This is a genomic window from Bacillus sp. PS237 (genome assembly GCF_037963345.1).
Taxonomy (GTDB): domain Bacteria; phylum Bacillota; class Bacilli; order Bacillales; family Bacillaceae; genus Bacillus; species Bacillus subtilis.
Genome location: NZ_CP150156.1, coordinates 219,678 through 244,748, shown reverse-complemented (window position 1 = coordinate 244,748; position 25,071 = coordinate 219,678). Strand labels below are relative to the sequence as shown.

The 25,071-nt window shown below is 42.4% G+C and carries 24 protein-coding genes; 10 read left to right on the top strand and 14 right to left on the bottom strand.

All coding sequences use genetic code 11. From position 1 onward, the window contains the following. Nucleotides 1–103 precede the first annotated feature (103 nt). Nucleotides 104–1,273: a phosphoribosylglycinamide formyltransferase 2 gene (gene purT, locus NST22_RS01355; RefSeq protein ID WP_256683523.1), complete on the bottom strand. Its 1,170-nt coding sequence runs from the start codon at nt 1,271–1,273 to the stop codon at nt 104–106. 215 nt (nt 1,274–1,488) lie between these two features. On the opposite strand from purT, the gene NST22_RS01350 reads away from it, so the two are divergent. From NST22_RS01350 to NST22_RS01335, 4 genes are all read left to right on the top strand, one after another. Beyond that, nucleotides 1,489–2,316, top strand: a complete 828-nt coding sequence (locus tag NST22_RS01350; protein ID WP_003246321.1) for an AraC family transcriptional regulator — start codon at nt 1,489–1,491, stop codon at nt 2,314–2,316. After that, nucleotides 2,313–3,233 (top strand): DMT family transporter, encoded by a 921-nt coding sequence (locus NST22_RS01345; RefSeq protein ID WP_003234873.1) that lies wholly within the window; start codon nt 2,313–2,315, stop codon nt 3,231–3,233. The genes NST22_RS01350 and NST22_RS01345 overlap by 4 nt, the downstream gene beginning before the upstream one ends. 74 nt (nt 3,234–3,307) lie before the next feature. Beyond that, the gene (locus NST22_RS01340; RefSeq protein WP_003246323.1) at nt 3,308–5,506 is read left to right on the top strand and encodes a glycoside hydrolase domain-containing protein; all 2,199 of its coding nucleotides are present in this window, start codon (nt 3,308–3,310) and stop codon (nt 5,504–5,506) included. 88 nt (nt 5,507–5,594) lie between these two features. Further along, nucleotides 5,595–6,506 (top strand): hypothetical protein, encoded by a 912-nt coding sequence (locus NST22_RS01335; RefSeq protein ID WP_003246251.1) that lies wholly within the window; start codon nt 5,595–5,597, stop codon nt 6,504–6,506. A gap of 514 nt (nt 6,507–7,020) precedes the next feature. Here the strand turns inward: NST22_RS01335 and NST22_RS01330 are convergent. From NST22_RS01330 to NST22_RS01320, 3 genes are all read right to left on the bottom strand, one after another. Next, entirely contained in the window at nt 7,021–8,271 is a 1,251-nt protein-coding gene (locus NST22_RS01330; RefSeq protein ID WP_003246425.1) for an MFS transporter, read from the bottom strand. Continuing rightward, on the bottom strand, nt 8,268–9,185 hold the full coding sequence (locus tag NST22_RS01325) for a helix-turn-helix domain-containing GNAT family N-acetyltransferase (RefSeq protein WP_003246419.1): 918 nt from the start codon (nt 9,183–9,185) through the stop codon (nt 8,268–8,270). The genes NST22_RS01330 and NST22_RS01325 overlap by 4 nt, the downstream gene beginning before the upstream one ends. A gap of 91 nt (nt 9,186–9,276) precedes the next feature. Beyond that, nucleotides 9,277–9,525: a YbeF family protein gene (locus NST22_RS01320; RefSeq protein ID WP_003234879.1), complete on the bottom strand. Its 249-nt coding sequence runs from the start codon at nt 9,523–9,525 to the stop codon at nt 9,277–9,279. Between the two features lie 296 nt (nt 9,526–9,821). On the opposite strand from NST22_RS01320, the gene glpT reads away from it, so the two are divergent. Next, nucleotides 9,822–11,156, top strand: a complete 1,335-nt coding sequence (gene glpT / locus NST22_RS01315; protein WP_003246460.1) for a glycerol-3-phosphate transporter — start codon at nt 9,822–9,824, stop codon at nt 11,154–11,156. A 98-nt stretch (nt 11,157–11,254) separates the two neighbouring features. Continuing rightward, nucleotides 11,255–12,136 (top strand): glycerophosphodiester phosphodiesterase, encoded by an 882-nt coding sequence (locus tag NST22_RS01310; RefSeq protein WP_003246382.1) that lies wholly within the window; start codon nt 11,255–11,257, stop codon nt 12,134–12,136. Nucleotides 12,137–12,182: 46 nt separating this feature from the next. On the opposite strand, the gene NST22_RS01305 is transcribed toward NST22_RS01310, so the two are convergent. Next, complete coding sequence (locus tag NST22_RS01305; protein ID WP_003246447.1) at nt 12,183–13,802, bottom strand: APC family permease; 1,620 nt, start codon at nt 13,800–13,802, stop codon at nt 12,183–12,185. 268 nt (nt 13,803–14,070) lie between these two features. On the opposite strand from NST22_RS01305, the gene NST22_RS01300 reads away from it, so the two are divergent. Beyond that, complete coding sequence (locus NST22_RS01300; RefSeq protein ID WP_003234883.1) at nt 14,071–14,331, top strand: hypothetical protein; 261 nt, start codon at nt 14,071–14,073, stop codon at nt 14,329–14,331. 40 nt (nt 14,332–14,371) lie between these two features. Here NST22_RS01300 and cypC read toward each other — a convergent pair whose 3' ends face one another. After that, nucleotides 14,372–15,625 carry a fatty-acid peroxygenase gene (gene cypC, locus NST22_RS01295; RefSeq protein ID WP_003246284.1) on the bottom strand — a complete coding sequence of 418 codons (1,254 nt, stop codon included), beginning with the start codon at nt 15,623–15,625 and terminating at the stop codon, nt 14,372–14,374. Between the two features lie 172 nt (nt 15,626–15,797). On the opposite strand from cypC, the gene blaOXA reads away from it, so the two are divergent. Continuing rightward, nucleotides 15,798–16,601, top strand: a complete 804-nt coding sequence (blaOXA, locus tag NST22_RS01290; protein ID WP_003246349.1) for a class D beta-lactamase — start codon at nt 15,798–15,800, stop codon at nt 16,599–16,601. A 26-nt stretch (nt 16,602–16,627) separates the two neighbouring features. On the opposite strand, the gene NST22_RS01285 is transcribed toward blaOXA, so the two are convergent. From NST22_RS01285 to NST22_RS01270, 4 genes are all read right to left on the bottom strand, one after another. Next, complete coding sequence (locus NST22_RS01285) at nt 16,628–16,819, bottom strand: DUF5370 family protein (protein WP_003234886.1); 192 nt, start codon at nt 16,817–16,819, stop codon at nt 16,628–16,630. Between the two features lie 16 nt (nt 16,820–16,835). Next, nucleotides 16,836–17,084 (bottom strand): sigma-G-dependent sporulation-specific acid-soluble spore protein CsgA, encoded by a 249-nt coding sequence (gene csgA, locus NST22_RS01280; RefSeq protein ID WP_003234887.1) that lies wholly within the window; start codon nt 17,082–17,084, stop codon nt 16,836–16,838. Nucleotides 17,085–17,195: 111 nt separating this feature from the next. Further along, complete coding sequence (locus tag NST22_RS01275; protein WP_003246273.1) at nt 17,196–18,584, bottom strand: amino acid permease; 1,389 nt, start codon at nt 18,582–18,584, stop codon at nt 17,196–17,198. A gap of 317 nt (nt 18,585–18,901) precedes the next feature. Continuing rightward, a complete protein-coding gene (locus NST22_RS01270; RefSeq protein ID WP_003246341.1) occupies nt 18,902–20,086 on the bottom strand; it encodes a DUF4885 domain-containing protein in 1,185 nt (394 codons plus the stop codon). A gap of 131 nt (nt 20,087–20,217) precedes the next feature. Here NST22_RS01270 and NST22_RS01265 point away from each other — a divergent pair, with 131 nt between their 5' ends. Together NST22_RS01265 and NST22_RS01260 are read left to right on the top strand one after the other, a co-directional pair. Then, complete coding sequence (locus tag NST22_RS01265) at nt 20,218–21,075, top strand: hypothetical protein (RefSeq protein WP_003246309.1); 858 nt, start codon at nt 20,218–20,220, stop codon at nt 21,073–21,075. A gap of 85 nt (nt 21,076–21,160) precedes the next feature. Further along, nucleotides 21,161–21,931: a protein kinase gene (locus NST22_RS01260; protein WP_003234892.1), complete on the top strand. Its 771-nt coding sequence runs from the start codon at nt 21,161–21,163 to the stop codon at nt 21,929–21,931. On the opposite strand, the gene NST22_RS01255 is transcribed toward NST22_RS01260, so the two are convergent. Genes NST22_RS01255 through NST22_RS01240 form a run of 4 tightly spaced genes read right to left on the bottom strand, consistent with a single transcriptional unit; the run spans nt 21,916 to nt 24,871 of the window. Beyond that, nucleotides 21,916–22,179, bottom strand: coding sequence for a hypothetical protein (locus NST22_RS01255; RefSeq protein WP_009966423.1), 264 nt, complete (start codon nt 22,177–22,179; stop codon nt 21,916–21,918). The two genes, NST22_RS01260 and NST22_RS01255, sit on opposite strands and share 16 nt — an antisense overlap. A 58-nt stretch (nt 22,180–22,237) precedes the next feature. Then, nucleotides 22,238–23,224, bottom strand: coding sequence for a two-component system sensor histidine kinase YbdK (gene ybdK / locus NST22_RS01250; RefSeq protein WP_003234894.1), 987 nt, complete (start codon nt 23,222–23,224; stop codon nt 22,238–22,240). After that, a complete protein-coding gene (ybdJ, locus tag NST22_RS01245) occupies nt 23,221–23,892 on the bottom strand; it encodes a two-component system response regulator YbdJ (protein ID WP_003234895.1) in 672 nt (223 codons plus the stop codon). The genes ybdK and ybdJ overlap by 4 nt, the downstream gene beginning before the upstream one ends. A 1-nt stretch (nt 23,893) precedes the next feature. Beyond that, the gene (locus NST22_RS01240) at nt 23,894–24,871 is read right to left on the bottom strand and encodes an alpha/beta hydrolase (protein ID WP_003234896.1); all 978 of its coding nucleotides are present in this window, start codon (nt 24,869–24,871) and stop codon (nt 23,894–23,896) included. Between the last annotated feature and the right edge of the window lie 200 nt (nt 24,872–25,071).

Here is a 25,071-nt window from a genome sequence, read left to right as displayed (position 1 = left end):
TGGAAGACTTTTACATTATAATCAGGTTTCTGATTCTTATGATAAAACTTTTACGGAGAAAGAAAAAAACAGGCCTTGTCCCATGACAAGACCTGTTCAAACTCTATTTTAAAATTAGCTGGTCCAACGCTTTCTTTGCATTCTCTCTTGCCGTTTCAACTGAATCAGCAGCAGAAAGCGCAACTGCCATACGACGTCCGGCTTTTGTTATCGGCTTTCCAAAGACGCGCACTTGAGTCTTTGGGACTGCCAGTGCGTTTTCCAATCCTTCAACAGTGTAATCCGCTAATTCTTCCGGCGCTTTGAGGGGCCTGCTGGCGCCAGGAGAAAGCTGTGTGATTTCTGTAATCGGAAAGCCGAGAATCGCCCGGACATGCAGCGCAAATTCTGACAAATTTTGCGTCACCAGCGTGACAAGACCCGTATCATGCGGACGAGGAGATACCTCACTGAAATATACCCTATCTTTCGCAAGGAACAGCTCAACACCAAACAGGCCGTATCCGCCAAGCTCATCCGTGATCGTTTTCGCAATATGCTTCGCTTCTTCTATTTGCTGCTCTGTCATATCATGCGGCTGCCACGATTCGATATAATCCCCGTCCTTTTGCACATGACCGATCGGCTCACAAAATGCCGTACCGTTAACCGCACGTACGGTTAAGAGTGTGATTTCTGATTCGAAAGGGATAAACTCCTCAACGATCACGCGGCCGTTTTTCACCCGTCCGCCTTCCATCGCCGTCTCCCAGCAGCTCTCTAAATCCGCTTCAGAGCGGCACACACTTTGGCCTTTTCCAGAAGAACTCATCAATGGTTTAACGACACAAGGAAAACCGATCTGAGCTGCCGCTTGTATAAATTCATCATATGTATTCGCAAATTCATAGCCAGCTGTCGCAAGTCCAAGCGTTTCCGCCGCAAGTCGTCTGATGCCTTCCCGATCCATCGTCAGCTTGGCCGCACGGGCATTCGGGATAACGTGAAATCCTTCCTCTTCAAGCTTCAGCAATTCATCCGTCGCAATCGCCTCAACCTCAGGCACAATCAAATCCGGATTTTCTTTCTCAATGATGGTTCTGATCTGCTCTGGGTCCAGCATATCAACGACATAACTGTTATGCGCGACCTGCATCGCCGGAGCATGCTCGTAACTGTCAACTGCCACCGTCTGTACCCCAAGACGCTGGGCTTCAATCACTACCTCTTTACCTAATTCACCTGAACCTAACAATAAAACCTTCTTTGATTGATACATCTTTGCCCCTCCTATCTGTTCCAAACCATTATAACTGAAATATTTGAAAAATAAATTTTTATTAAAAAAGATAAAATTATTATTGAGGGTTAAAATCTTTTAAATTCTTAAACGAAAGCAGACAAATAACGGTCTGCTTTCTCTATTCCTAAACAGCAACATCATACAAGAAATCCCCCAAAATCATGCTACACTTAATCCAAGACCACCACACCGACAGGAGGCATCCCATGCAAAACGAAACCCGCACACTGCAGCTTGACCCACACCTTCATATAGAAGCCTACCGCTTCAAGGGAATTATGCAGAAGTTCCCGAACCACTTTCACGATTATTATGTGATTGGATTTATTGAAAAAGGGCAACGGTATCTGGCCTGTCAGGATCAAGAATATATCATCAATCCAGGTGATCTTCTCCTCTTTAACCCCCGTGACACGCATAGCTGTGAACAGATTGACGGCCGGACGCTTGATTATCGGTGTATCAATGTCATGCCGGATATCATGGAGAAGGCGGTGAAAGAGATTACTGGCTCCGGGCATCTCCCTTATTTCTCCCAGCATGTGTTATTCCGCCATGAGCTGACAGCCAGCCTGCAGGAATTGCATATTTTGATATCCGAGGAAAAACAAGCTTTGCGTAAGGAGGAGCTGTTTCTTCATCTATTAGAGGAGCTGATCCGCCATTATTCAGATGTCACGTTCCTTAGCAGCGTTCCAGAACCATCAGACGAAGTCAAAATGGTTTGTGAATTTTTAGAAGAGCATTATGCCGAAAATGTTACACTCAATGATTTGAGTGAATTAACAGGCTGGAGCAAGTATCATTTATTGCGTTCATTTACAAAACAAAAAGGCATTACCCCTAATAGCTACATGGAAACAATCCGGATTAATCAAGCCAAAAAACTCCTTGAACAAGGGGTAAGGCCGATTGATGCGGCATTTCAGACAGGATTCAGCGATCAGAGTCATATGACGAAGTTTTTTAAACGGCAGGTGGGGCTGACGCCGAAGCAATACATGAAGATTTTTGAAAAGGAGCTTCACAGATGAACATACAAAGAGAAACTTCGGGGCATATCGCAGCCATTGTGACCATTCTGATTTGGGGGACGACCTTTATTTCGACAAAAGTTCTGCTGGCTGACTTCTCTCCAATGGAAATATTATTTTATCGGTTTTTGATGGGCTTTATCGCTCTTATCCTCGTCCGTCCCAACATGATTCCGTTCAGAAATTGGCGGCAGGAGCTGTTGTTTGCCGGAGCTGGTTTATTTGGCGTAACCTTATACTTTCTATTAGAAAATATAGCTCTCACCTATACATACGCCTCCAATGTCGGCATGATCGTGTCCATTATACCGATGATCACTGCGGTTTTGGCCCATTTTCTGCTCGAAGGCGAAAAATTGCGTCTGACTTTTTTGATTGGATTTATCTCGGCACTGATCGGGCTTTTATTGATTACGTTTAACGGCAATGTGGTACTGCGTCTAAATCCGCTCGGAGACATCATGGCAGCCGGGGCTGCTCTCGTGTTTGGCGGATACTCGATATTCATGAAAAAATTAAGCGCCTACGAATACCACATCATCGAGCTGACACAGAGAGTATTTTTGTATGGTTTATTGTTTATGGTTCCCGCTTTATTTTTGTTCGACTTCCATTTTGACCTAAGCCGATTTTCATCTGCTTCAAATATACTCAACATGCTTTTCTTAGGGATTGGCGCTTCTGCCCTGTGCTTCGCCACTTGGAATTATTCAGTTGGAGTGCTCGGAGCCGTCAAATCCAGTGCGTATATTTACATGGTCCCGGTTATCACGATCGCCGCTTCTGTCCTGATTCTGCACGAAAACATGACATGGATCGCTCTTCTAGGAGGCGCGCTTACACTTTTAGGCCTCTACATTTCAGAGCTGAAACCGAAAGCGAAGCTGTTGGAGAACGGATGTAAAATGGATGCTTAACGGCATCCATTTTTTTATTTTGTCCTACGTTTGCCACCTATAAATGAACGCAATCTAACAAAGGAGGAATCGAAATGGTTGATGAAATGGTCTTAATCACACAGCAATGGCTGAACGATACGTACAGCGGCAAACATGGGTATAACCCAGTTGAAGAAAGCGGGAAAACTGGGTGGGATACGATCTACGGTCTGACTCGGGCGCTTCAAATTGAATTGGGTATCTCAGAGCCAGCCGATAACTTCGGGCCGACAACACAGCGCTTATTTAAGCCTCTTAAACGCCAAGCTCCAGATTCAAAACCAAGCAACATGAATTTTATTTTACAAGGGGCTTTATGGTGTAAAGGCTTTAATCCCGGCGGTTTTACAGGCGTCTTTTACGAAAAAACAGAAAATGCGGTAAAAGAATTTCAAAAAGCTGCCGGACTGACAACACAGGATGGGATTGTCACCACGTTAATTATGAAAGCCTTATTAGACATGAGCGCTTTTAAGCTGGTGTCTGGGGGTGATTCAAGAATTCGCCAGATTCAACAAAACTTAAATCGAGACTACAATGACTATATCGGGTTAATGCCTTGTGACGGACTGTATGGCCGCGATACAAATAAAGCTCTTATTTATGCCCTGCAAAAAGAAGAAGGCATGAGCACAAGTGTTGCCAATGGATTTTTCGGAAACGGCACCACAAGTTTGTGCCCTACTTTAACTCCCGGCGATTCAAGAACAGGATTTGTCTTAATTGTTCAGTACGCCCTCTATTGTAACGGAAAATCGTTCGATCCTGGTGAGTTTGACGGCAAATATGGTGTGGGTGTTGTTTCAGCTGTTAAAGCATTTCAAGAGTTCATGTGCCTGCCGCAAACAGGTTATGCAGATATGCCAACCATTAAAGCTTTATTATCAAGCTCAGGAGACACAACTCGCACCGCTTCTGCTTGTGACACTGCTACAATTATAACCGCAGAAAAAGCTCAAACACTGCGGAATAACGGTTATAAAACGGTTGGCAGATATTTGACCGGAAATGTGCGGACAAGCAGCGGCCTCACATCTAAAGCCCTGACATCTAAAGAGCTTGCAGTTATTCTTGATGCCGGATTGAAGGTTTTCCCAATTTATCAAGACGGCGGCTATGAATCTTCTTATTTTGTCAAAGACCAAGGCACAAGAGATGCATATAGTGCCGCTTCTGCTGCTAGAAGATTAGGTTTTCCGTCAGGCACGACCATTTATTTCGCTGTCGATTTTGATGCATACGATTATGAAGTGACCGATAAAATCATTCCTTATTTCCAAGAGATTAAGTCAGCATTTACAAAAATGCAGACATTTTCAACCGCACCTAAGTATGAAATAGGGGTTTACGGACCAAGAAACATTTGTATCCGTACATCTGAAGCAGGACTGACAAAGTATAGTTTTGTGGCAAATATGTCAACAGGATTTAGCGGCAATCTCGGCTATCCGATGCCAAACAACTGGGCCTTTGATCAATTTTATGAAGGAACCATCGGAAGCGGCTCTGGAAGCATCGGGATTGATAAAGACGGGTATTCAGGAAGAGACTCAGGTGCAAGCAATGTAAATCCGCCGTCTGATCCGGTATATGATGCAAGACTGCGTACACTGACAGACATTTTATCTACCATTCCAGCTTTAGAAAATCTAACAAGTCTGGCAAACGCGATGTTTGAATTTGATACGACAGAAACCATTTTCACATCACCTGAGTTGGATATTATTCTATCAACTTCACTTCTGGCAACCATACCAAGTGAAGGTTCACCAAACACAATTACCATTACAAATGGTAAACCAGGTGCCTATATCACGGGTTTATTGGGCGACACTCAAACGTCTCTCACTGCGTCACAAATCGACTCTTATCAAAACCTTTTAAATAGTCTGAGCTTATCAGTACGCAACGGTTATTTGGAGGTTTATGTAAATCCAACAGCTGAATCTTTAAACATTCAAATTAAAATCTATACACCTGATATTCCAGTCGGTGACAATGTCACAACTGGACTAACGACTACGATTACGTTTAAAATAAAGACGTACAAGGGAGTACCAGTTACGTCTCCCGAGAGTGAATTAGCGTTAGATTGGCCGTCTTATGATCAATATTTATTCCCTGTTGTAGGTGTTGCTGCACTTTTACTAATTGGGAATATGGGCAGTGATTTAACGAACAATAAAGGAGTCAAAGTCGCTACCGCATTATCTGCTATGTTACTGGCCATTTTTGCTTATTATACTAGCTAACTTTAATACAAAACTGCATGAACATAAGTTAAAATATGCTCATGCAGTTTTTTTAGTTTATCTATCGTCTTTTGGAGGTTTATCAAAAATGAAAAATGATCAAATAGTTTTTGAAAAAACAAAAAACATCGCTCATGATATCAATCAGATGCAAAATCAGCAGGAGATAATAGATTATCTTTTTCGCCAAGATTCTCTGACACTCAACCAGTTGAAGCACTATTATTCGGAACCTTCTCTTCCGCTTCAGTTTCTTGTGAAAGTAGCAGTTTTATGCATGTTTATATCTATGACTTTAGCTTCTTTCCTTTTCATCCAAGCAAAAGAAGTCTTCACCAATACTATTCTTTCAGATATTTCACCTGCAGTGTTTTCTATTTTTACAGTCATTTGTATTTTTATGACTTATACTAAAATCATAAAAAAAGGAAATAAAAACAAAGGAAAAGCATCCCTTAATCAACGATCTGAATTCTATGAGAAAAACAAGTTAATTAATACAATACTTTATAAAAAATATAAAATGGATCAACAAAACATACAGGCTAATAAACATACTGCCTCTGATAATGAAGATTCAATGAATTTTAGTGCTGTATTGAATCATGTTCTTACAATTAGTAAAAATGATAAAGAGCTTTTGGGCTACTTAGATACAAGAGATAATGCTATGCTAAGCCAATTAAAAGCATATTTTTCAACTCGTCCATTTTCCCTTCCACATTATATGAGTTTGATGTTTTGCGGAAGTATTATTGTTGTCTATGCAACTTCTTTATTTTCAGGACAAATCAATTACATTGACATACCACACATTTTTATCTTTCTATTATTAATTATTTTCTTGAAAATCCTTATTGATTTGATAAAGCTTTTAAATATATCTAGAAAAGGACAATTACATACTGTTCTGCACTTTGCACAGAGAGCCGAATATTTGCGAATGAGAGGAGTTATAGATTTTATTCTAACTGAAAGATATAACAAAAAAATCATGTAATTTTGTTTCATCCTTACTAAGAAATACTCAATTTTTATACTTTAAGAGATGTATATATTGAATGTAGACCACCATACATATAAAGAAACAGAAACAGCAACTTTATTTTAGAACATAAAAAAGATGATAAAGAACTTCTTATTTTCCTAAACAAATATGATTCAATCATGCTGAATCAATTAAAGGTATTCTTTAGTGAACCATTGCTTACATTCAAACACACTTGCCAAAATCGTATGTACTGTGACATTAATAACGTTATACTTCTATTTTTTCAGCACTCGTTTTAATGAATTAATAGAATTAGCTGTACAAATGTTTTTTGCCTTGATCGGCCTTTTTTGGGTTTTTATTGTTTCCCCATTTTCAAGAAAAGTTCAAATTTCTGAACGCTTCAAACAAAAATCCGAAAACGCCCGCATAGTCGGTATGATCGACTTCGTATTAGAACAAAAATACAAAAAAAGCATCTCTGAATAATCTCGAAATCAGAGATGCTTTCCCTTTGTCCTCATCACTTGTCTACCACAGCCGCACTGTCACGCGTAACCGCAGCTGGCTCCCTCAGCATCACATTCATTACGCTCGCAAGCACGAGCATTCCAATCGACAAATAAAAAGCCAGTGTATACTCACCCGTTACCGTGTAGATGACGCCGGGCACATACGCACCTAGTGCCGATCCGATCTGATGGGCGAGTGACAGCCAGCCAATCATGAGGCCGATCGAGTAGTTTTGAAAGTACTGGGTGGCGAGCATTTGAGTCGGTGCTACCGTTGCAAAGTCCACTAATCCAAACAGAATCGCAAAGGCTAAAAGCAAGTAGGGCTCGTGGCTGTAAATAAGAATCACGATCGACAGCGCCCGCACCGCATATAAAATGCACAGGATTTTCCGGCTGCTCCACCGGTCCGCTACAATTCCGGACAGCAAGATCCCAGCAATATTAAAGCCTGCTAGCAGACTGACAGCAGCACTCGTGACTGTCGTTGAAAAGCCATGATCATGAGAAAACGGAATCAAATGGGTATCCATCAGCCCCACGGTCGTAAATCCACAGATCAAAAACGGAAAAATCAAGAACCAGAATTGCCTCATACGAAACATCCCGGCCACTGAAAGAGCTGTTGTTTTGGGTGCTGTTTCTTTTTCTGATGCAGCCAGTCCGCCTATCGGCTCTGTATTCTTTTCTGAAGGATTGTTCCGCAGCATCAGCAGCGCAGCCGGAAAGACAATCACGATTAACAGCAGTCCCAACACCACAACCGTCAGCTTCCAGCTAAACCAATGGATCAACATGAGTGAGCCGGGAACGAGAAGCATTTGCCCCGCGCCAAAGCCTGCTTCCATGATCCCAAAGGCTAGTCCCCGCTTTTTGCTGAACCAATTGACGACCAATACACTTGCCGCCACATTCGATGCTCCGCCCACTCCAAGCGAGACACCCAGCCCGTAAAGCAAAAACAGCTGCCAAGGCGAAGTCACAAGGTATGTTAAGAAAATGCTGACTCCTGTCAGTAACGCACTCCATGCCAAAACAGCCCGGGCACCCCATTTGTCCACAAGCCGACCGATCACAGGCTGTGATATGCCATAAACAATAAAACTCACCGTCGAAATCAGCGAGATGGTGCTTCTATCGATTGAAAACTGCCGTTCCCACGGCTCCACAAACGCACCAAACGACAGCCGCACCCCCTGAACCGCCAATAAGATCAAAAAGGTGACGGAGACGATGATCCACGCATAATGCAGTCTTTTCATGACAGCTCCAAATCCCACCGTTCTTCTGTCAGCTGCTGTCCCCATAATGGCGCTTCTTGTTTTACTTCACTTATCCTGAATCCAAATTTTTTATAGAGCGGACGAGCCTCAGCCATCGTGCTCACCGTCCAAAGGAAAATGCGGTCAAACTTCATGTCTTGGCAGTATGCAACCAGATGCTCCAGCAATTGCGTGCCAAGCCCCCTGCCCCGAAAATCCGCATCAACCAGAAACCATCTGAGCTGGACTGTCTTTTCATCGTGCTTGACCAACCCGACAGAGCCGGCAAATTTCCCGCCGCTTTCCGCAATCCATATTTTTTCGATGTCAGCGTCAAATGTCTCCTGAAGATAAGCTAAAAACGTGTCATCCCAACCGTGAGCCTCCGCGTAAAATTGTCTTTGTTTCTCAATAAGGAGTTGAAGATCCTCCGAAAGAAAATAATCTCTAATCGATATCTCTGATGCTCTGGCAGAAAGCGACTGTGAAAGGATCGCTTCAATCTCTGCCATCGCCTCGGCAAGCTTGTGCTGCTCCTTTTGGTTGATTACCTTCAGCATCAGTTCTACTTGTTCGTTGGCTTTCTCCTCCAGCTTTTTATAAATCGTTTTTCCTGTTTCTGTGACAAAAATGTAATGGTGGCGGGCGTCATCTTTGCTCCTCTGTTTATAAATCAAATCTTCTTTTTCAAACTGCTTCACAATCCTGCTGACATATCCCCGGTCAAGCCCCAGCTTATCCTGAAGAGCTTTTGCCGTACAATTAGGCGTATTATAAATCTCAAATAAAATCCGTGTTTCTGTTAAGGAAAACGGGCTGTCGTAAATGTGCTCATTAAGGAAACCAAGGACGTTTGTATAAAATCGATTGAACTTTCTGAATTTTAACCCGACAGATGATTCTCTTGTTTTCAAATCAATTCCCACTTTCTAATATCGTTGACTAAAGCAATTATAATCACATATAGTTGCTTTAGTCAACGATATGTTAGAAAGTGAGGTCTTTTTAATTTCCTGATTCCTTCCTTTTCCTTACCACAATCAATGTGATATAGGATAAAGCCAGAGAAACCAAGCTATAGACAACAGCCCATCCCAAAAATGATTGATTAAAAATGGTAAAGGTGAGCACAAGAGAAATCACCAAACTAAGCATTGGCATCAGATACGGGTTTTTACAAATACAGGTCCCGACAATCGATAGCAGCATAATTCCTAACGGTAAAATAAAGAATGCGATATCTAATTCATCCATCTTTAAACAGCCTCCCTCCAGATTTTTATGTTACTAGTAAAAAAATATAATTGCATTTAGTAAAAGGATAATATTCACTTCCCTAAGGCCCAATTTGAAAATTACCCGTTTACATTCGCTCCGGACTATGATAATTTAAGAAAGCGCTATCATGATAAGTTAATAGCTTGGATGGAGATGAGGAGAGCCAGGAATCCAACCCCTTTTGACAAGGGGTGTTTTCTGGCTCTTTTTGTTTTTCGGGAAAGGAGGCACGCCACACATCCAGCACAAACAGCAAAGGGGGATAATTATTAATGCTTAATATATTTAAACCGGCTCCTCATATTGAGAGACTGGATGATTCAAAGATGGATGCGGCATACAAACGGCTCAGACTGCAAGTATTCATTGGTATTTTCATTGGCTACGCAGGCTACTACCTGCTGCGGAAAAACTTTGCCTTTGCCATTCCTTATCTGCAGGAACAGGGATTTTCGAAAACAGAACTGGGTTTGGTGCTGGCCGCTGTGTCCATTGCGTACGGCTTCAGCAAATTCATCATGGGAATGGTGTCTGACCGCTGTAATCCGAGATATTTTCTGGCGACAGGCCTATTTTTATCAGCAATCGTTAATATTCTATTCGTTTCAATGCCTTGGGTGACTTCGAGCGTCACCATCATGTTTATTTTTATGTTTATCAACGGATGGTTTCAAGGAATGGGCTGGCCGCCATGCGGCAGGACGATGGCCCATTGGTTCTCCATAAGTGAACGCGGCACAAAAATGTCGATCTGGAATGTCGCCCATAACATAGGCGGCGGTATTCTTGCTCCGCTTGTCACTCTTGGGATCGCGATGTTCGTCACTTGGAAAAGCGTGTTTTTCTTCCCTGCCATCATCGCCATTATCATTTCATTTTTAATTGTTTTATTGGTTCGTGATACGCCTCAATCCTGCGGACTCCCGCCAATTGAAGAGTATCGGAATGACTATCCAAAACACGCTTTTAAAAATCAGGAAAAAGAATTAACAACAAAAGAAATTCTTTTTCAATATGTGCTGAACAACAAATTTCTTTGGTACATCGCTTTTGCCAATGTATTTGTTTATTTCGTGCGATACGGCGTGGTTGACTGGGCGCCTACTTACTTAACAGAAGCCAAAGGCTTTTCTCCTGAAGACTCACGCTGGTCGTATTTTCTTTACGAATACGCAGGCATACCGGGAACGATCTTGTGCGGCTGGATCAGTGACCGATTCTTCAAAAGCCGCCGGGCACCGGCAGGCGTTTTGTTTATGGCGGGTGTTTTCATTGCCGTATTGGTGTACTGGCTGAATCCGGCCGGCAATCCGCTCGTGGACAATATCGCCCTGATCAGCATTGGCTTCTTAATCTACGGACCTGTTATGCTGATCGGCCTTCAAGCAATTGACCTAGCACCGAAAAAAGCAGCCGGAACTGCAGCCGGTTTGACCGGATTTTTCGGATACATCGGCGGATCCGCCTTCGCAAACGCCATTATGGGCTTTGTCGTGGACCGTTTTAACTGGAACGGCGGCTTTATCATGCTGATCTCATCCTGCATTCTTGCCATCGTCTTCTTGGCTTTGACGTGGAATACAGGAAAACGGGCAGAGCATGTTTAAGAAAGACACATAAAAGATTAATAGTTTTCCAACACGCCGTTTACATCCGTTTTTTATTATGAAAGACAGGTAGTGCTTATCTATAAGGAGGAGAAATCATGAGAAAAAATAGAATACTGGCCTTGTTTGTTCTGTCGCTGGGCTTACTCTCATTTATGGTAACGCCAGTGTCGGCAGCGTCAAAAGGAAACCTGCTGTCACCTGACCGTATCCTGACCGTCGCGCACAGAGGGGCTTCTGGATATGTGCCTGAGCACACGATTCTGTCTTACGAAACCGCTCAGAAAATGAAAGCTGATTTTATTGAATTGGATCTGCAAATGACAAAAGACGGAAAATTGATTGTCATGCATGACGAAAAACTGGACCGCACCACAAACGGAATGGGTTGGGTGAAAGACCATACGCTCGCAGACATTAAGAAGCTTGACGCCGGTTCTTGGTTTAATGAAGCCTATCCGGAAAAAGCAAAGCCGCAGTACGTCGGCCTTAAAGTTCCTACATTAGAAGAGGTATTAGACCGTTTCGGAAAGCACGCGAACTACTACATTGAAACAAAATCGCCTGACACCTACCCAGGTATGGAAGAAAAACTGATCGCTTCTTTGCAGAAACATAAATTACTGGGAAAGCATTCTAAGCCAGGCCAGGTGATCATTCAATCGTTCAGCAAAGAAAGCCTGGTAAAAGTCCATCAATTACAGCCAAACCTGCCGACCGTTCAATTGCTGGAAGCCAAACAAATGGCGTCAATGACAGATGCTGCCCTGGAAGAAATCAAAACATACGCTGTCGGTGCGGGCCCGGATTATAAAGCTTTAAATCAAGAAAACGTCCGTATGATCCGCAGCCACGGCCTCCTGCTTCATCCTTACACAGTCAATAATGAAGCTGATATGCATCGCCTGCTTGATTGGGGCGTAACAGGAGTGTTCACCAACTATCCTGATCTTTTCCACAAAGTAAAAAAGGGTTATTAAAAGCAAAAAACCTTGCGACAACTATCGCAAGGTTTTCTTCTATATTTTATTCTTTTCCGGCAGCAGCTTCTGACTGTCCATTAAGCAGCTGAGAATTTATCTCTTTCGCATCCTTTAAGTATTCTGTCTGGTAGCCGCTCTTCAGCGCCCACACATAGAATACAAGGGATACCATCGCAATCAGAACCATATCCCAGCCATAATGAATGACATTCAGGCCGCCGAATTTATCACTGCCCAAATAAGAAATAACCATCATGGCCAGCAGATAAAACACCATCCAGACGCCGGCTTTAAAGTTCCGGCCAAACCCTTTCCATTTCGCCTTCGCCTGATAATAGAAATAAATCGGAAGACCGATCAGGATAATAAACAGAACCTGTCCTGTTAACGGCCAGCGCGCCCAATACAGCACCAGTGACGCAAAGATAAATCCAAGCGGAGCAATCACATTTAAGCCTTTTAAACGAAGAGGCCTGTACAGGTCTTTCCCCGTCCGTCTCAATGTCATCACTGTGATCGGGCCGGTGATATAAGAAATTAACGTAGCAACAGAAATAATTTCCGCTAATACGCCCCATCCTCTGAACAGGAACAAAAAGATGAACGAAACAATCAAGTTAAAGAACATTGCTTGTCGCGGAACGCCGTAAATCGGATGAAGCTTCCCGAATATACTCGGCATGTATTTGTTTTTTTCCATTCCGTAAATCATTCGGGACGTTGTCGCCGTATACGTAATCCCCGTTCCAGACGGTGATACAAATGCATCTGCATATAACACAATAACAAGCCAGTTAATATTCAGCGCAATCGCCAGATCAGCAAAAGGAGAATTAAAATTCAGATGGCTCCAGCCGTGAGCAATATCAGAAGGATTCACAGCTCCAATGAAGGCGATCTGCAGCAGGACATAAATCACTGTCGCAACAAAAAGAGAGCCAACAACCGCAATCGGGATTGATTTCCCCGGATTTTTTGCTTCACCCGCCATATTAATCGGGCTTTGGAAACCATTAAACGCAAAAACGATACCGGAAGTGGCAACCGCCGTCAGCACACTTGCCCAGCCATTCGGCGCAATGCTTTGACCGCCAGTAAAGTTTTCTCCGTGGAATCCGACAAACAGCAAAGCTCCAATCGTAAGACCCGGAATAATAATTTTAAAAATCGTAATTAATGAATTCGCTTTCGAAAATAGATTGACTGTCCAGTAGTTCAGCAGAAAATAAATGAGAAGCAATACAGAGGCAAACGCTAGTCCTTCCCCAGTCAGCGTTCCATTCTTCACCAAACCGCTTGTCCATTTCGCCCATTCCCAAGGCCAAGAACTCATATATTGAACGGAGGCCACCGCTTCAACCGGAATGACGGACACAATCGCAATCCAGTTGGCCCAGCCCGCAATAAAACCGATAAACGAACCGTGTGAATATTGCGTGTATTTGACCATTCCCCCCGCTTCAGGGAACATAGAACCTAGTTCACTATAAGAAAGAGCAATAAATAAAATGACGACCATTCCAATAACCCATGAAATAATAGCAGCTGGTCCTGCTATTTGAGCCGCACGCCAAGCCCCGAACAGCCAGCCTGAACCGATCATCGACCCGAGCCCGACCATCATGAGGGAAAACGTTCCCATTCTTCGATGCAATTGATTCATATCGTAAACACCTTTCATGTATGATGACATTCTCTTGCTAATTATATTATTATTCTGATTACTTTACTTTGTCAATATTTATCGAATTTTGACTGAAATCTATAATAAGTCAATGTATATTACCTTCCAATACAGGAATGAAGTCACTAGTTTCTTCTTAAATGGAATTTACTGTTAATTCCAATGATAAAAACACAACAGGTTTAGCAATTTCCAAAACGGGAATGATACAGGAAACACTATTCTTAAAATAGAAAGGAGTATCACCATGAAACAAAAGCTGTTACTTTCAGGTCTCGCTGTTTCAACTGTCGGCATCACTTCTTATCTATTAAAAGACCCGTCAAATCGCCAAAAGGCAAGAGAATTCATTCACAGCATGAAGATGAAAATAACAAAACAGCCAGACATGGAAACGTTCCCAGTTGATAAAGCCGGCCACCCGGACCCGCAAGATATCGAGGACAACAAAATGGTATCAGAAGGCTCCATGTATCCCGTCCAATACTACGATGAAAAAAAGAAGTAATCAAAAAGCTCTCTTCGATAAAGGAAGAGAGCTTTTTAATTTAACTTTTTCGTCTGATTCCGCTCATTACGAAGCCGCTTTCAGGCAATGATGGCATTCTGGCGAGACTGTAATGCAGTGATTGTTCCGGAACATCGTATTCAATCTGATGGACGAGGAAATCCAGGCTCGCTTTCATGACTTCAATTGTAATGCCTTCCCCTGGACAGCGGTGGCCTTTCTCGGCGTGCCCCCCGCCTTGAGGAATCATATCAAACAGATTTTCTTCCCGCTCCGCAAATCGTTCCGGCCGGAATTCATCGGGATGATCCCATAGACGAGGGTCGTGGTTCGTTCCATATAAATCAAGCAGCACCGATGTGCCCTTCTTAAACTCACAGTTATTCCATACAAAATCTTTTTTGACAAGCGCCCCTAAAAACGGGCCGAACGGATAATATCTGCGGACCTCCTGCACAAACATTTCTCTTTCCCGGCTGTTTCCAGACCGCAGCCATTCCTTATACTTCGGATGCTCATGAAGCGCCAAAGCTGAAAACACCAGAAAGTAAGAAATGGCGACAATAGGCCGCAGTACATTAATCAGCTCAATGGCTGCCATGCGGGAATCCAGCTGGCTTCCATCTTCTTGTGTGTGAAAAGCCATTTCATGCAGCGCTGTTCCGGAAGTCGTTTTCAGCAAGCCGGCACGAGCATCTTCAATCATGACTTCAATCCACTCTTCCGCACGCGGCCTTGCTCTTCTTCCTTTCCAATGCCGCGGTCCCACAGCACCGAACGCGTCGACCATGTCAATGAAGTCATCCGCTCTCTCTTTGACTTCCGTTTCCTTCAACGGAACACCTGCCCAATAGCACGCTACCCGGCACAGGATTTCTTTTGCTTCTTCAAATAACACAACCTCATCTGCCTTCTCCCATCTTGTGACTGCTGCTTTCCACTCCTCTGTCATCAACTCAGCCAAACGTTTTTGATGCGGCGGTGTCATCAATGACAGAAAAAGCATCTTCCGATGGATATGCGCGCTGCCATCCATTCCCTGAATCGCATTAACACCAAACAGCGATTTCTGCACCCGCTTAGGCAAAGCGTTCTGCCGCTGGAATCGATCCGTATCATAAAACACCTTCGCCGCCTCAGCGCCAGTCATGCAAATAAAGTTTTTTCCCAACAAACGGGCCTGAAACAGATCTGAATTGTAGCGCTCTGTTCTGTTTTTAATAAATAAATACCCTTCCTTCAGCAGTGTCAGACTGTTATCGAGACTTTTGTCATGTGGAATCTGCTCATTCATCCGCTTACCCTGCCTTCCTTTTTACCCTCTATTTTCACGTTATCTTCCGACTATAAACCCAGTAACAGTATTTGTTTGCAAAACCAAATTTAAGCGCTTTTTGATTATTTTTTAAAGGAAGAACAAACGAAAGAGAGAAAAGGTAGTTAATCAAAACGAAGGGGAGAACAAAATGAAAAAATGGATATATGTTGTGCTTGTGCTGAGTATTGCAGGGATCGGCGGCTTCTCCGTCCACGCAGCATCATCTGCTCATGAAAAACACTTGAATGTCAGCAAAATGAATGTCGATGATGAATTCAAGGATACGGATGGAACCTTCATTCTTCACGATTTACAAAAGGATCAGACATTTGTCTATAACAGAAAACGGGCAAATCAAAGACAAACTCCGCAATCCACCTTTAAAGTCGTGAACGCTTTAATCGGTTTGCAGGTCAAAGCTGTAAGAGATGAATACGATGTTAAACGATGGGACGGGGTCAAGCGTGAATTCGAATCATGGAACCGCGACCATACGCTTGGCTCGGCCATGCGCGAATCCGCAATCTGGTATTATCAGGCATTAGCGAGAGATATCGGCGAGGAAAGAATGAAAACATGGCTTCATACTCTATCTTACGGCAACGAGGATATCAGCGGGGGAATCGACCAGTTTTGGCTGCAAAGCTCGCTCACAATATCTCCGCTGGAACAAGAAACTTTTTTGGAGAAACTGGCTAAAGAGGAGCTTCCATTTGACAAGCCGGTGATGAAAATCGTCAAGCGCATGATGATTCAAGAGGAAGGCGATCATTACACGCTCTACGGGAAAACCGGAACCCGCCTGACTGATATGGGATTAGGATGGTTTGTCGGATTCATCAAAACAGAGCATGGCTCTTATGTCTTTGTCACCAATGTCGATGATTCCGGCACAAAAGCCAAAAACATCACCGTGGATATCCTGAAAAAGTATGGCCTGATTACATCCTAAATAAAAGAGCCCTGCACGGCAGGGCTCTAAATCTCATGCTCAAAACAATAATGATTCACAAGCTCTTCAATCAAATCATGATCGGGATATTCCCCGTTAAATTCAAATTCGATTTCTTCCACAAATTCTCCTTGATGGTACACATGGATGGCTCCGTTTTGACGGACAACGCTAAACTCCGGCTGAAATGTATATCCGCTTCGTTCAATTGCTCCCATTTCTTACCCGCCTTTCTCAAAGCAGTAATTCATACACCTCGTTTAATTCCTTGGCCCGTTTTTGATCCTGTTCATTCTGGGCATACTTAATTTCTTTTTCTAATACATGGTTCAAAAAAGACATTTCATTATCATCTAAGTCTTTTACAAATTCCTCTTCATTTGCATAACGCTTCGCCAGCATCTTCTTGCAAATACGCTGGCAGACTTCATTTTCTAGATGATTCGAAAGTGATTCGCGCAAATAACCGAGTGTAACATCCATTTTATGAACACCTTTCCTTCTGCTATCTTTACCCTATAGCTTGCTAAAATAGGGAAAATCCATACGCGAAAAATAAAAAAAGAGACATCCGTGAATGTCTCTTTTTTATCGTTATTCAGCTGCTTGTTCGCTTTTTGTCAAATTGGCCTGCGTGCGTTTGCCAATCCCAAACACATAATAACTAATGACCACAAGCGCTAAGAAAATCACGCCTACAATCAGGGAGATACGAGTATCATCGTTAAACCACATGCCAACCAGAACCATCAGCAAGAAAGCAATCGTCAAATAGTTTGTAAAAGGAGCAAACGGCATTTTGAATGGATGTTTATCTAATGCAGCACCCTTCGCTTTTCTGAATCCGATATGGCTGATCAAAATGATAAACCAAGGAATCATCCCTGGGAGCACGCTTGCGCTGTATACATAGACAAAGATCTTCGGCGGCGCGATATAGTTCAGTACAACGCCGACAGCCAAACCGATCAGCACCGCAATTGTGCCATACAGCGGCACACCATTGCGTGAAATCTTCTTAAAGAATTTCGGTGCTTGTCCATTGACACCCAGTGTATACAGCATGCGGCCCGCGCTGAAAATACCGCTGTTACAGCCGGACATTGCCGCAGTAATCACGACAAAGTTAATAATGCCGGCCGCTGCCGTAATTCCAATTTTCGAGAACGTAGACACAAACGGACTTCCGAGTGAGTTGAGCTCATCCCAAGGATACACCGTCACGATCACAAAAATAGCGCCAATGTAGAAAATCAAAATACGCCAGATAATACTTTGAATCGCATTTCTTAGCGTGTTTTGCGGGTCCTTCGCTTCACCCGCTGTAATCCCGATCAGCTCAACTCCTTGATAGGCTGCAATGACAAGAGACAGTGCAAAGAAGAAACCTGAGAAACCTCCTGCAAAGAAGCCCCCGTGAGACCACAGGTTCGACAAACCGATCGCATCTCCGCCATTGCCAAAACCGAAGAAAATAATTCCGATTCCCGCAATAATCATCAAGATAATCGTCACGATTTTAATCATCGCAAACCAAAACTCAAATTCCCCAAACGACTTAACAGAAATTAAATTCGCCGCACCAAGAATCACCATTGCCACGATACCAGGTATCCAAGCAGGCAAATCCGGGAACCAATACTTCGTATAAGAACCGACAGCGATAATTTCTGACATGCCGACGATAATCCACTGGAACCAGTTGCTCCATGCTGTTATATAACCTGCCATCGGATGAATATATTGATGGCCGAACGTCGCAAAAGAACCTGTGCTCGGCTCGACATACAGCATTTCACCCATCGCACGCATAATAAAAAAGATAAAAATTCCGCATATTGCATAAGCCAGAAGGACAGATGGGCCAGTCCATGAAATCGTGCTGGCAGAACCCATAAACAAGCCAACACCGATTGTACCGCCCAAGGCGATCATCTGAATATGGCGCGCGCCCAGGCCCCTCTTTAATTCTTTATTTGCCACTCCTCTTCCTCCTCCTAACAAAATACTCATAAATGAGAAAACAGCAGACCTGCTTGCCTTCACATGAATCAGTGATAACAATCAGAAAATTCAAACTTAAAATTGTTATATAATCTCCTAAATTACTTATTTCATCATAATAAATTTCTCTGGAAAATACAATTGTTTTTTTCAGGTAAACACCTTTGTTCAGAGTTTTGAATCGTTCACTTCTTTTAAAATCTTTTATATAAAAATAATAAAATTATTTGAATATTGGGATTAATTCACCCCTTAGATTCTCATAAAAAATAAGCTGTCCTACATGAACAGCTTACCTAATAATTCACACCCGTTTGACGCTTTAATGCTTCAAGCCACCCGGTATCTCCGGTCCCATAGCTCTTGCTTTGTCCCACATCTCTCAGAGATCCATTGCTGTAATCAATTGATAGGATGAAATCCGGAATGGCATTATACCCGGCTTCCGCGATTTTACTGAGCTCTGAACGATAGTAAGATATAGCATAAGAAGCCGTTTGTTTCTGCACTGGATCTTTTTCAAGCTCTTCCTTATATACATCCATTAAGTCACGTCCCTCAGGCGTGACGTACCGCCCATCAATCACTTCTAAATCCTTCAAATGGTAGCCTGTAACTTCATACATCTCACGAGCTGCCTGATACTTTTTATAGGCCTCTTCGGAAAATTGTGCTGAATCACTGCTTTGACTTTTCATGATGTGTAAAAATAGTTCTTTGCTGTTGTCTCCAGATTGCAGCACTTGCTCAATTTGCTTGATCAGATCCTGATCGTCTGTCCCGCTTACCCGCACCTGATAGTCAATCGGTGTGATTGTAAACGTCAGCTCTGTCCCCTCTGGAATATGAATATGGTTTCGATTCAACAGTACTTGCAGCTGCTGGTTAACCTGTCCCCGCTGATACACCTTTTCATTCTCAGCTTCCACTTCCCCATGAAATGTGACATTCCGAAACACAGCATCCTGAAGGTTATAGTTTTGCGCCTTCCCTTTGAATAACCATTCTGTTTCATTATCGTAAGCGGCCTGTCTTTCTGCAGCTGACAGATCACTTCTGAAATAAGGAGACTTTGAATTTTGGTACTTATCCTTAATATAGCCTAATGGATCAGACTTTGTTTTATTAATCGCATTCATCCTGCTGTATTTTTCATCTAGTATTTTGATTCTGATATCACTCTCAGATTCATAGGGGTTTTGGGATTGAATCACTGTTTCTTCCCCTGTGTCTGTCACTGTTCGATCATTCGCTGATTGATACACTTTGCTGAACGTCCCGCTGTTTCCCGACACGCTGGTTTTAGAATAATTGAACTGATTGATTCCCCCAGTTGAAGATTGTGACTTAAGCCTGCTATATGCCTTTTCCAGAACTGCCGCTGGATTTTCAGTCGCATTCTCCCGTTTGGCAGGCGCATTCTTGCTCAATATGTTCTGTGCAATCAGCTGAGTGCGGATAAATTGCCGATTCAGACGCATTGAATTCCCTCCCGAGTATTCTCTCTTATTCTTTTTTATCGGCGAATATAATGTATATATTAACCTCAAAAAACATTTATTTACACCTAAATCGTTATTATGTATGATGGAAATAAAAGGAGGTTGTTTGCATGGTGAAAAAATGGCTTATTCAATTCGCTGTTATGCTTTCTGTCTTATCTACCTTTACGTATTCGGCATCAGCTGTCGGAGTCACTGCTATCACAGGAAACAATTCATTTGATACCGCAATGCCGATCGGTTATTGGAAATATAAAAATATCGATACAACAATACTGGAAGCTGGTCAAGATGAAGCCTATTTCACTTTTACGGCTAATAAGGGAGAAAAAGTATACATGAGGAGTACATACCAGAGCGCGTATACAGGGATGAAAATTGAAATTTATGACAAGAACAGAATACCTGTTTCTCAAGGGACAGAAGTTATTAACCCTAATACGTTTTCTTCTTTTATTTATGCAAATGCAGACGCCCAAAACACGACGGATACCTTCTATGTGAAAGTGTCACGAGGCACCTATACTGGAAACATGTACTTTACGCTTTCAATTGAAGACCGAATCAAATCAGGCAGCGGAACGTTCCAATTCAGCGGCGTTGCTGAAAATAAAGGAAATACAAGCCTTAGCCCCTCAGGTTCTGACTCCAGCGTGATCAAGGTTGATTTAACAAACCAATCTGGGATACCGCGTGATGCCATTGTAACCAGAGTTCAAACAACCGCCACTCAAACACCAAGCCAGGGAAATACACGCCATCTGATCATGACAAGCGAAAATAACGAATGGAGCCGTGCCCTTGTAAACAGCTCGACTTCAGGGTCTTATGATATCTCTTTGTCGGATCAACTCAGTGTGGCAAAGGTATGGAGTTTTAAATATAATACATTAGCGACAGCCAGATCGACGATGAGCAACGTAAAAGCAAAAATAGATTATGAATACGACGTGACAAAGCAGTTTTAACTTATACCGAGCCGGTTATCCGGCTCTTTTTTATTCTCCGTCTAGAAGGTAAACTATAGTCAGTACAACCAAGGGAAGTGCAGACATGGCATTAAAACTTCTAAAAAAACTGCTATTTGACCGCCCTCTAAAGAACGGCGTTATCTTAAATCATCAATACAAAATCGAAGAGTGCCTCGGTATGGGAGGCTACGGTTTGGTTTATTTGTGCACCGATATCCTAGCTCAAACACCTTATGTCTTAAAACAGCTTCGGCCGACAAAAGCCAAAAAGGAAAAAGAGAAAGTCCGATTCCAGCAGGAAATAAAACTGCTCAAAAACATTCACCACCCGCAAATTCCGGGCTTCATAGATGAATTCATCATAGACGGACAGGCTTATTATGTCATGCAGTTCATTGAGGGAGAGAATATAGAAGAATTATTATTTTTTCGAAAACAGCCGTTCACAGAGCTTATGGCGTTACAACTGATTTCGCAGCTGCTTGAGATTATAGAATACCTGCATGATCGCCTTATCTTCCACAGCGACATCAGAACGCCTAATATCATCATCAATGATGGCAGGCTCTGCCTCATCGATTTCGGCCTTGCCAAACAATTGACTCCTGAAGAAATGGAGGAAATAAAGGTACGAAAACAGGATGACTTCTTCGATCTCGGAGAAACGCTGTTATTCTTGCTGTACTCTCAATATAAAGGAAAAAAGAAGAAAAACGGCACTTGGCTGGAGGAATTAACACTGACAAAGGAAGTAACCTTGCTGCTGAAAAGATTATTGGGCATTGAGGAAGAGTATCAGCACACCGCTTCCATTCGCGAGGATCTAAACCGGGCCATTCAATCGGTCACATAAAAAAACCCTTGTCCCAAAAGCGGAACAAGAACTTTTTTTGGATTAACTGCTGCTGTAGCTCCGGCGTTTGTAACGATGACTGCCGCCATAACGGTCGTAGTGTCTTCTTTTGCCCGAACTGCTGCTGTAGCTGCGATAATGTCTGCGCCGGCTGCTGCTGTAATGCCGGTGTCTGCGATATCGGTCACTAGAACTGCTTGAGAGGTACTTAATCGTTTTGATGATTTTTTTAAACATATGATGTTCACCCCATTTCTTTCTCCCTATTATATAAATTTTATAGGAGAAAGAAAAACATCAGCGGGGTCACTCTTTTGAAAACAAGAACCCCGTTCCGTTATCATTTGTATGCAGCTCATAAGTAATCGCAAGCAGCCTGCATGTATCCTCAATAATCTTTAACCCAAGTCCCTCACTGCTCTCATTCCGATCAAATCCAATACCGTCATCACGAATAAAAACATCGCCATGTTCAATCGTGACTTCCATCTTTTTAGCTTTTGAATGCCTTAACGTATTTTGAAAAATATTATCAAACAGCCTTTCCATCCATAACGTGTTGCTCATCCATATCACATCTTGATCTGCCGGCTTATAGTGCAGCTCAATCCCACTCATACTGTATAAATAATCCCACTTTTTCACCGCTGTTTCTAATAGCTCGTTTAGACGCACTTCTTCATTTACAATATAAGAGCTTTCCAGCGTCTCAGCGGAATATAGATTGAATTCATTAGTTAATTCCGAGATATATTCGATTTGCTGATACAATGATTCGAATACAGCCTGACCATGACATTGGTCTTCCAAATAAAATAACTGCAGCCTGAGAGCCGTTAAAGGTGTATTAATGTCATGCCGCAGTTTTTGCAAAAGCTCCTTTTTGATTTCCTCCTGCTGTCTCAGCTCCAGTTCACGATATGTCGTCCGTTCAATTAACAAATTGACCGACTTGATCAGTTCCCCGATTTCATCAGCACGCTTCACTTCAATTTTATCGGGCACCCTTTGATCACTCGCCAAATGCCGAATGGTTTGATTTAATAGATTGATTTTATGCAACAGAGAATGAATCGACTTTGAAAATAAAAAAGCTAACAATAAGAGTGATATCAAAAATACAACGATCATTGCCGGGTATGCAAACGACCTGTGAAAGGGCATACCATGATTCATCGGTTTAAACATGCTGTCATAAATCACCGACATCAAAACACTGACCGCCAGCAATAGCATCGGAACACTAATGACGGCCGTAAACAATAACAACTGATATTTTGTCTTGAGCTTCATTTCTTCACAACGGTATTCAGCCGATACCCTTCTCCATATATATTTTCAATCATCTCACCCGCTTGATCATTGATTTTAGCTCTAATTTTTTTAATATGCACATTGACAATATTCGGGTTTCTATCTTCGAGCTGCCATAGATATTCAAAGAAATGTTCCTTTGTCAGGATACTGTCTCTATTTTCATATAAATAAAAGAAAATTTTCCGCTCAATCGCAGTAAATAATACCTCATCATGCAGGCTTTCATTGAACACTTTTTTCGTTACCGCATCAATATACAAATGTTTGATTTGCGTAAAGGTCCCATAATGATGCTCAAGCATATTCCGCATTCTTAATAGCAGCTCTCTCGGATCAAAGGGCTTTACCATATAATCCTCGCCGATCTGCAAACCTTGAAGCTTGCTGTCCATGTCATTGCGGGCTGAGAGAAAAATAACCGGAATGCCCAGCCCCAGCTTTTTGATTTTTGCAGACATTTGATACCCGTCTTCACCCGGCAGCATCACATCCATAATGACCAAATCCACCTTCTGAATCACCGAAAGCACATCCGCTCCATCTGTTTTCCATATCACACGATATCCCTCGCGCTGCAAAATCTTTTGCAGCAAATCACCAATCATCACATCGTCCTCAACGATTAAAATACGATAACCCTTCATCCTAGCGAACCTTTCTCATAAACTCCATGGACAGTTTATATATTTGATCAGGCTGATATAAATAAATACTGTGTGTTCCCCTCAGTTCCTTTATATCGGCAGTATTGAATTGAGCCGCAAACGCTTCATAGTCTTTTCGGTTTTGTATAGCATACTTTGAATGTCTATTTTGGTCAGAGACTGCATCTAAAATCAAGACGGGAGTTTCCTTTGGCGCAGGCAGATTCACAGATTTGCTGCCGTTTTGGTAAGACTGTAAAAGCTCATGCTCCATATCTGCATTAAAAAATTGCTTAAAGTTAATGGCTTTATAGATTTCTTTTTCTTCATCAGTTAAAAACGACTGTCGAATCACCTCAGGATTATATACAGCGGAAGGTATAAACCGATGAAAACCAATCGAGGTTAACAGGTGGAACCCTCTCACTTTCAATCGGTCAACTCCGCTCAATTTATACGTGACGTACTGCTGGGGCAATCCAATATCCATCGCAATAATGGCCTTGATTTCCTTAGGATATTTCTGTGCCCAATACATCGCTTCAATCCCGGATATCGAATGAGGCATTAAAATATAAGGAGGCTTATTTCCGCTTTTCATAAGCGCTTTCCTCGTCTGTTCCAATACCGTATCAATATCTCTGTCATCGTGAGACACTTCACTGTATCCATAACCTGCCCGATCTACAACAGCAATCTTATTTTCTTTTGAAAACTTGCTGTACAGCCCCTTCATTTCATAAGCAGGCGCAGCAATACCCGAACCGGACATAAACACAAACGTATCCTTCCCGCTTCCCTCTTGATACACATTCATCTTTTTACCGTCAACATCGACTACTGTGCCTTTACCTTTCAGCAGTGCCGCCTCCTTATTTAGCTGGAAATGGTGATAAATAAATACCGAGACGGATACAAGCAAAACCAAAGCAGCCAAGCTGACAAAAACAATTTTGAGGACTTTCCATAATGTTTTCATATGATGCTCCTTTCACTTGATACCGAAGGATACAATATGAAAATAAATTTCTGATTAACTTTGGAACAGTTTTTTTTCACATTTGACTTTGCCCTTACGGAAAGGTGTACATTTGGAGCATAGCAGAACATTTGATGAATTTACCTACTAATAAAAAAATATTTCATTAAAAAACCTTCCTGCTTATAGGAAGGACCGTT

Bases quoted from the DNA above. Each gene is read 5' to 3' on its own strand.
- NST22_RS01320 (WP_003234879.1), bottom strand. From the start codon at position 9,525: ATGGATGAATTAGATATCGCATTCTTTATTTTACCGTTAGGAATTATG.
- NST22_RS01285 (WP_003234886.1), bottom strand. From the start codon at position 16,819: ATGGGAGCAATTGAACGAAGCGGATATACATTTCAGCCGGAGTTTAGC.
- NST22_RS01310 (WP_003246382.1), top strand. From the start codon at position 11,255: ATGAGAAAAAATAGAATACTGGCCTTGTTTGTTCTGTCGCTGGGCTTA.
- NST22_RS01335 (WP_003246251.1), top strand. From the start codon at position 5,595: ATGAAAAATGATCAAATAGTTTTTGAAAAAACAAAAAACATCGCTCAT.
- NST22_RS01260 (WP_003234892.1), top strand. From the start codon at position 21,161: ATGGCATTAAAACTTCTAAAAAAACTGCTATTTGACCGCCCTCTAAAG.
- ybdJ (WP_003234895.1), bottom strand. From the start codon at position 23,892: ATGAAGGGTTATCGTATTTTAATCGTTGAGGACGATGTGATGATTGGT.
- NST22_RS01350 (WP_003246321.1), top strand. From the start codon at position 1,489: ATGCAAAACGAAACCCGCACACTGCAGCTTGACCCACACCTTCATATA.
- NST22_RS01340 (WP_003246323.1), top strand. From the start codon at position 3,308: ATGGTTGATGAAATGGTCTTAATCACACAGCAATGGCTGAACGATACG.
- glpT (WP_003246460.1), top strand. From the start codon at position 9,822: ATGCTTAATATATTTAAACCGGCTCCTCATATTGAGAGACTGGATGAT.
- NST22_RS01305 (WP_003246447.1), bottom strand. From the start codon at position 13,802: ATGAATCAATTGCATCGAAGAATGGGAACGTTTTCCCTCATGATGGTC.
- csgA (WP_003234887.1), bottom strand. From the start codon at position 17,084: ATGGATGTTACACTCGGTTATTTGCGCGAATCACTTTCGAATCATCTA.
- NST22_RS01300 (WP_003234883.1), top strand. From the start codon at position 14,071: ATGAAACAAAAGCTGTTACTTTCAGGTCTCGCTGTTTCAACTGTCGGC.
- blaOXA (WP_003246349.1), top strand. From the start codon at position 15,798: ATGAAAAAATGGATATATGTTGTGCTTGTGCTGAGTATTGCAGGGATC.
- NST22_RS01240 (WP_003234896.1), bottom strand. From the start codon at position 24,871: ATGAAAACATTATGGAAAGTCCTCAAAATTGTTTTTGTCAGCTTGGCT.
- NST22_RS01265 (WP_003246309.1), top strand. From the start codon at position 20,218: ATGGTGAAAAAATGGCTTATTCAATTCGCTGTTATGCTTTCTGTCTTA.
- cypC (WP_003246284.1), bottom strand. From the start codon at position 15,625: ATGAATGAGCAGATTCCACATGACAAAAGTCTCGATAACAGTCTGACA.
- NST22_RS01345 (WP_003234873.1), top strand. From the start codon at position 2,313: ATGAACATACAAAGAGAAACTTCGGGGCATATCGCAGCCATTGTGACC.
- NST22_RS01270 (WP_003246341.1), bottom strand. From the start codon at position 20,086: ATGCGTCTGAATCGGCAATTTATCCGCACTCAGCTGATTGCACAGAAC.
- NST22_RS01330 (WP_003246425.1), bottom strand. From the start codon at position 8,271: ATGAAAAGACTGCATTATGCGTGGATCATCGTCTCCGTCACCTTTTTG.
- ybdK (WP_003234894.1), bottom strand. From the start codon at position 23,224: ATGAAGCTCAAGACAAAATATCAGTTGTTATTGTTTACGGCCGTCATT.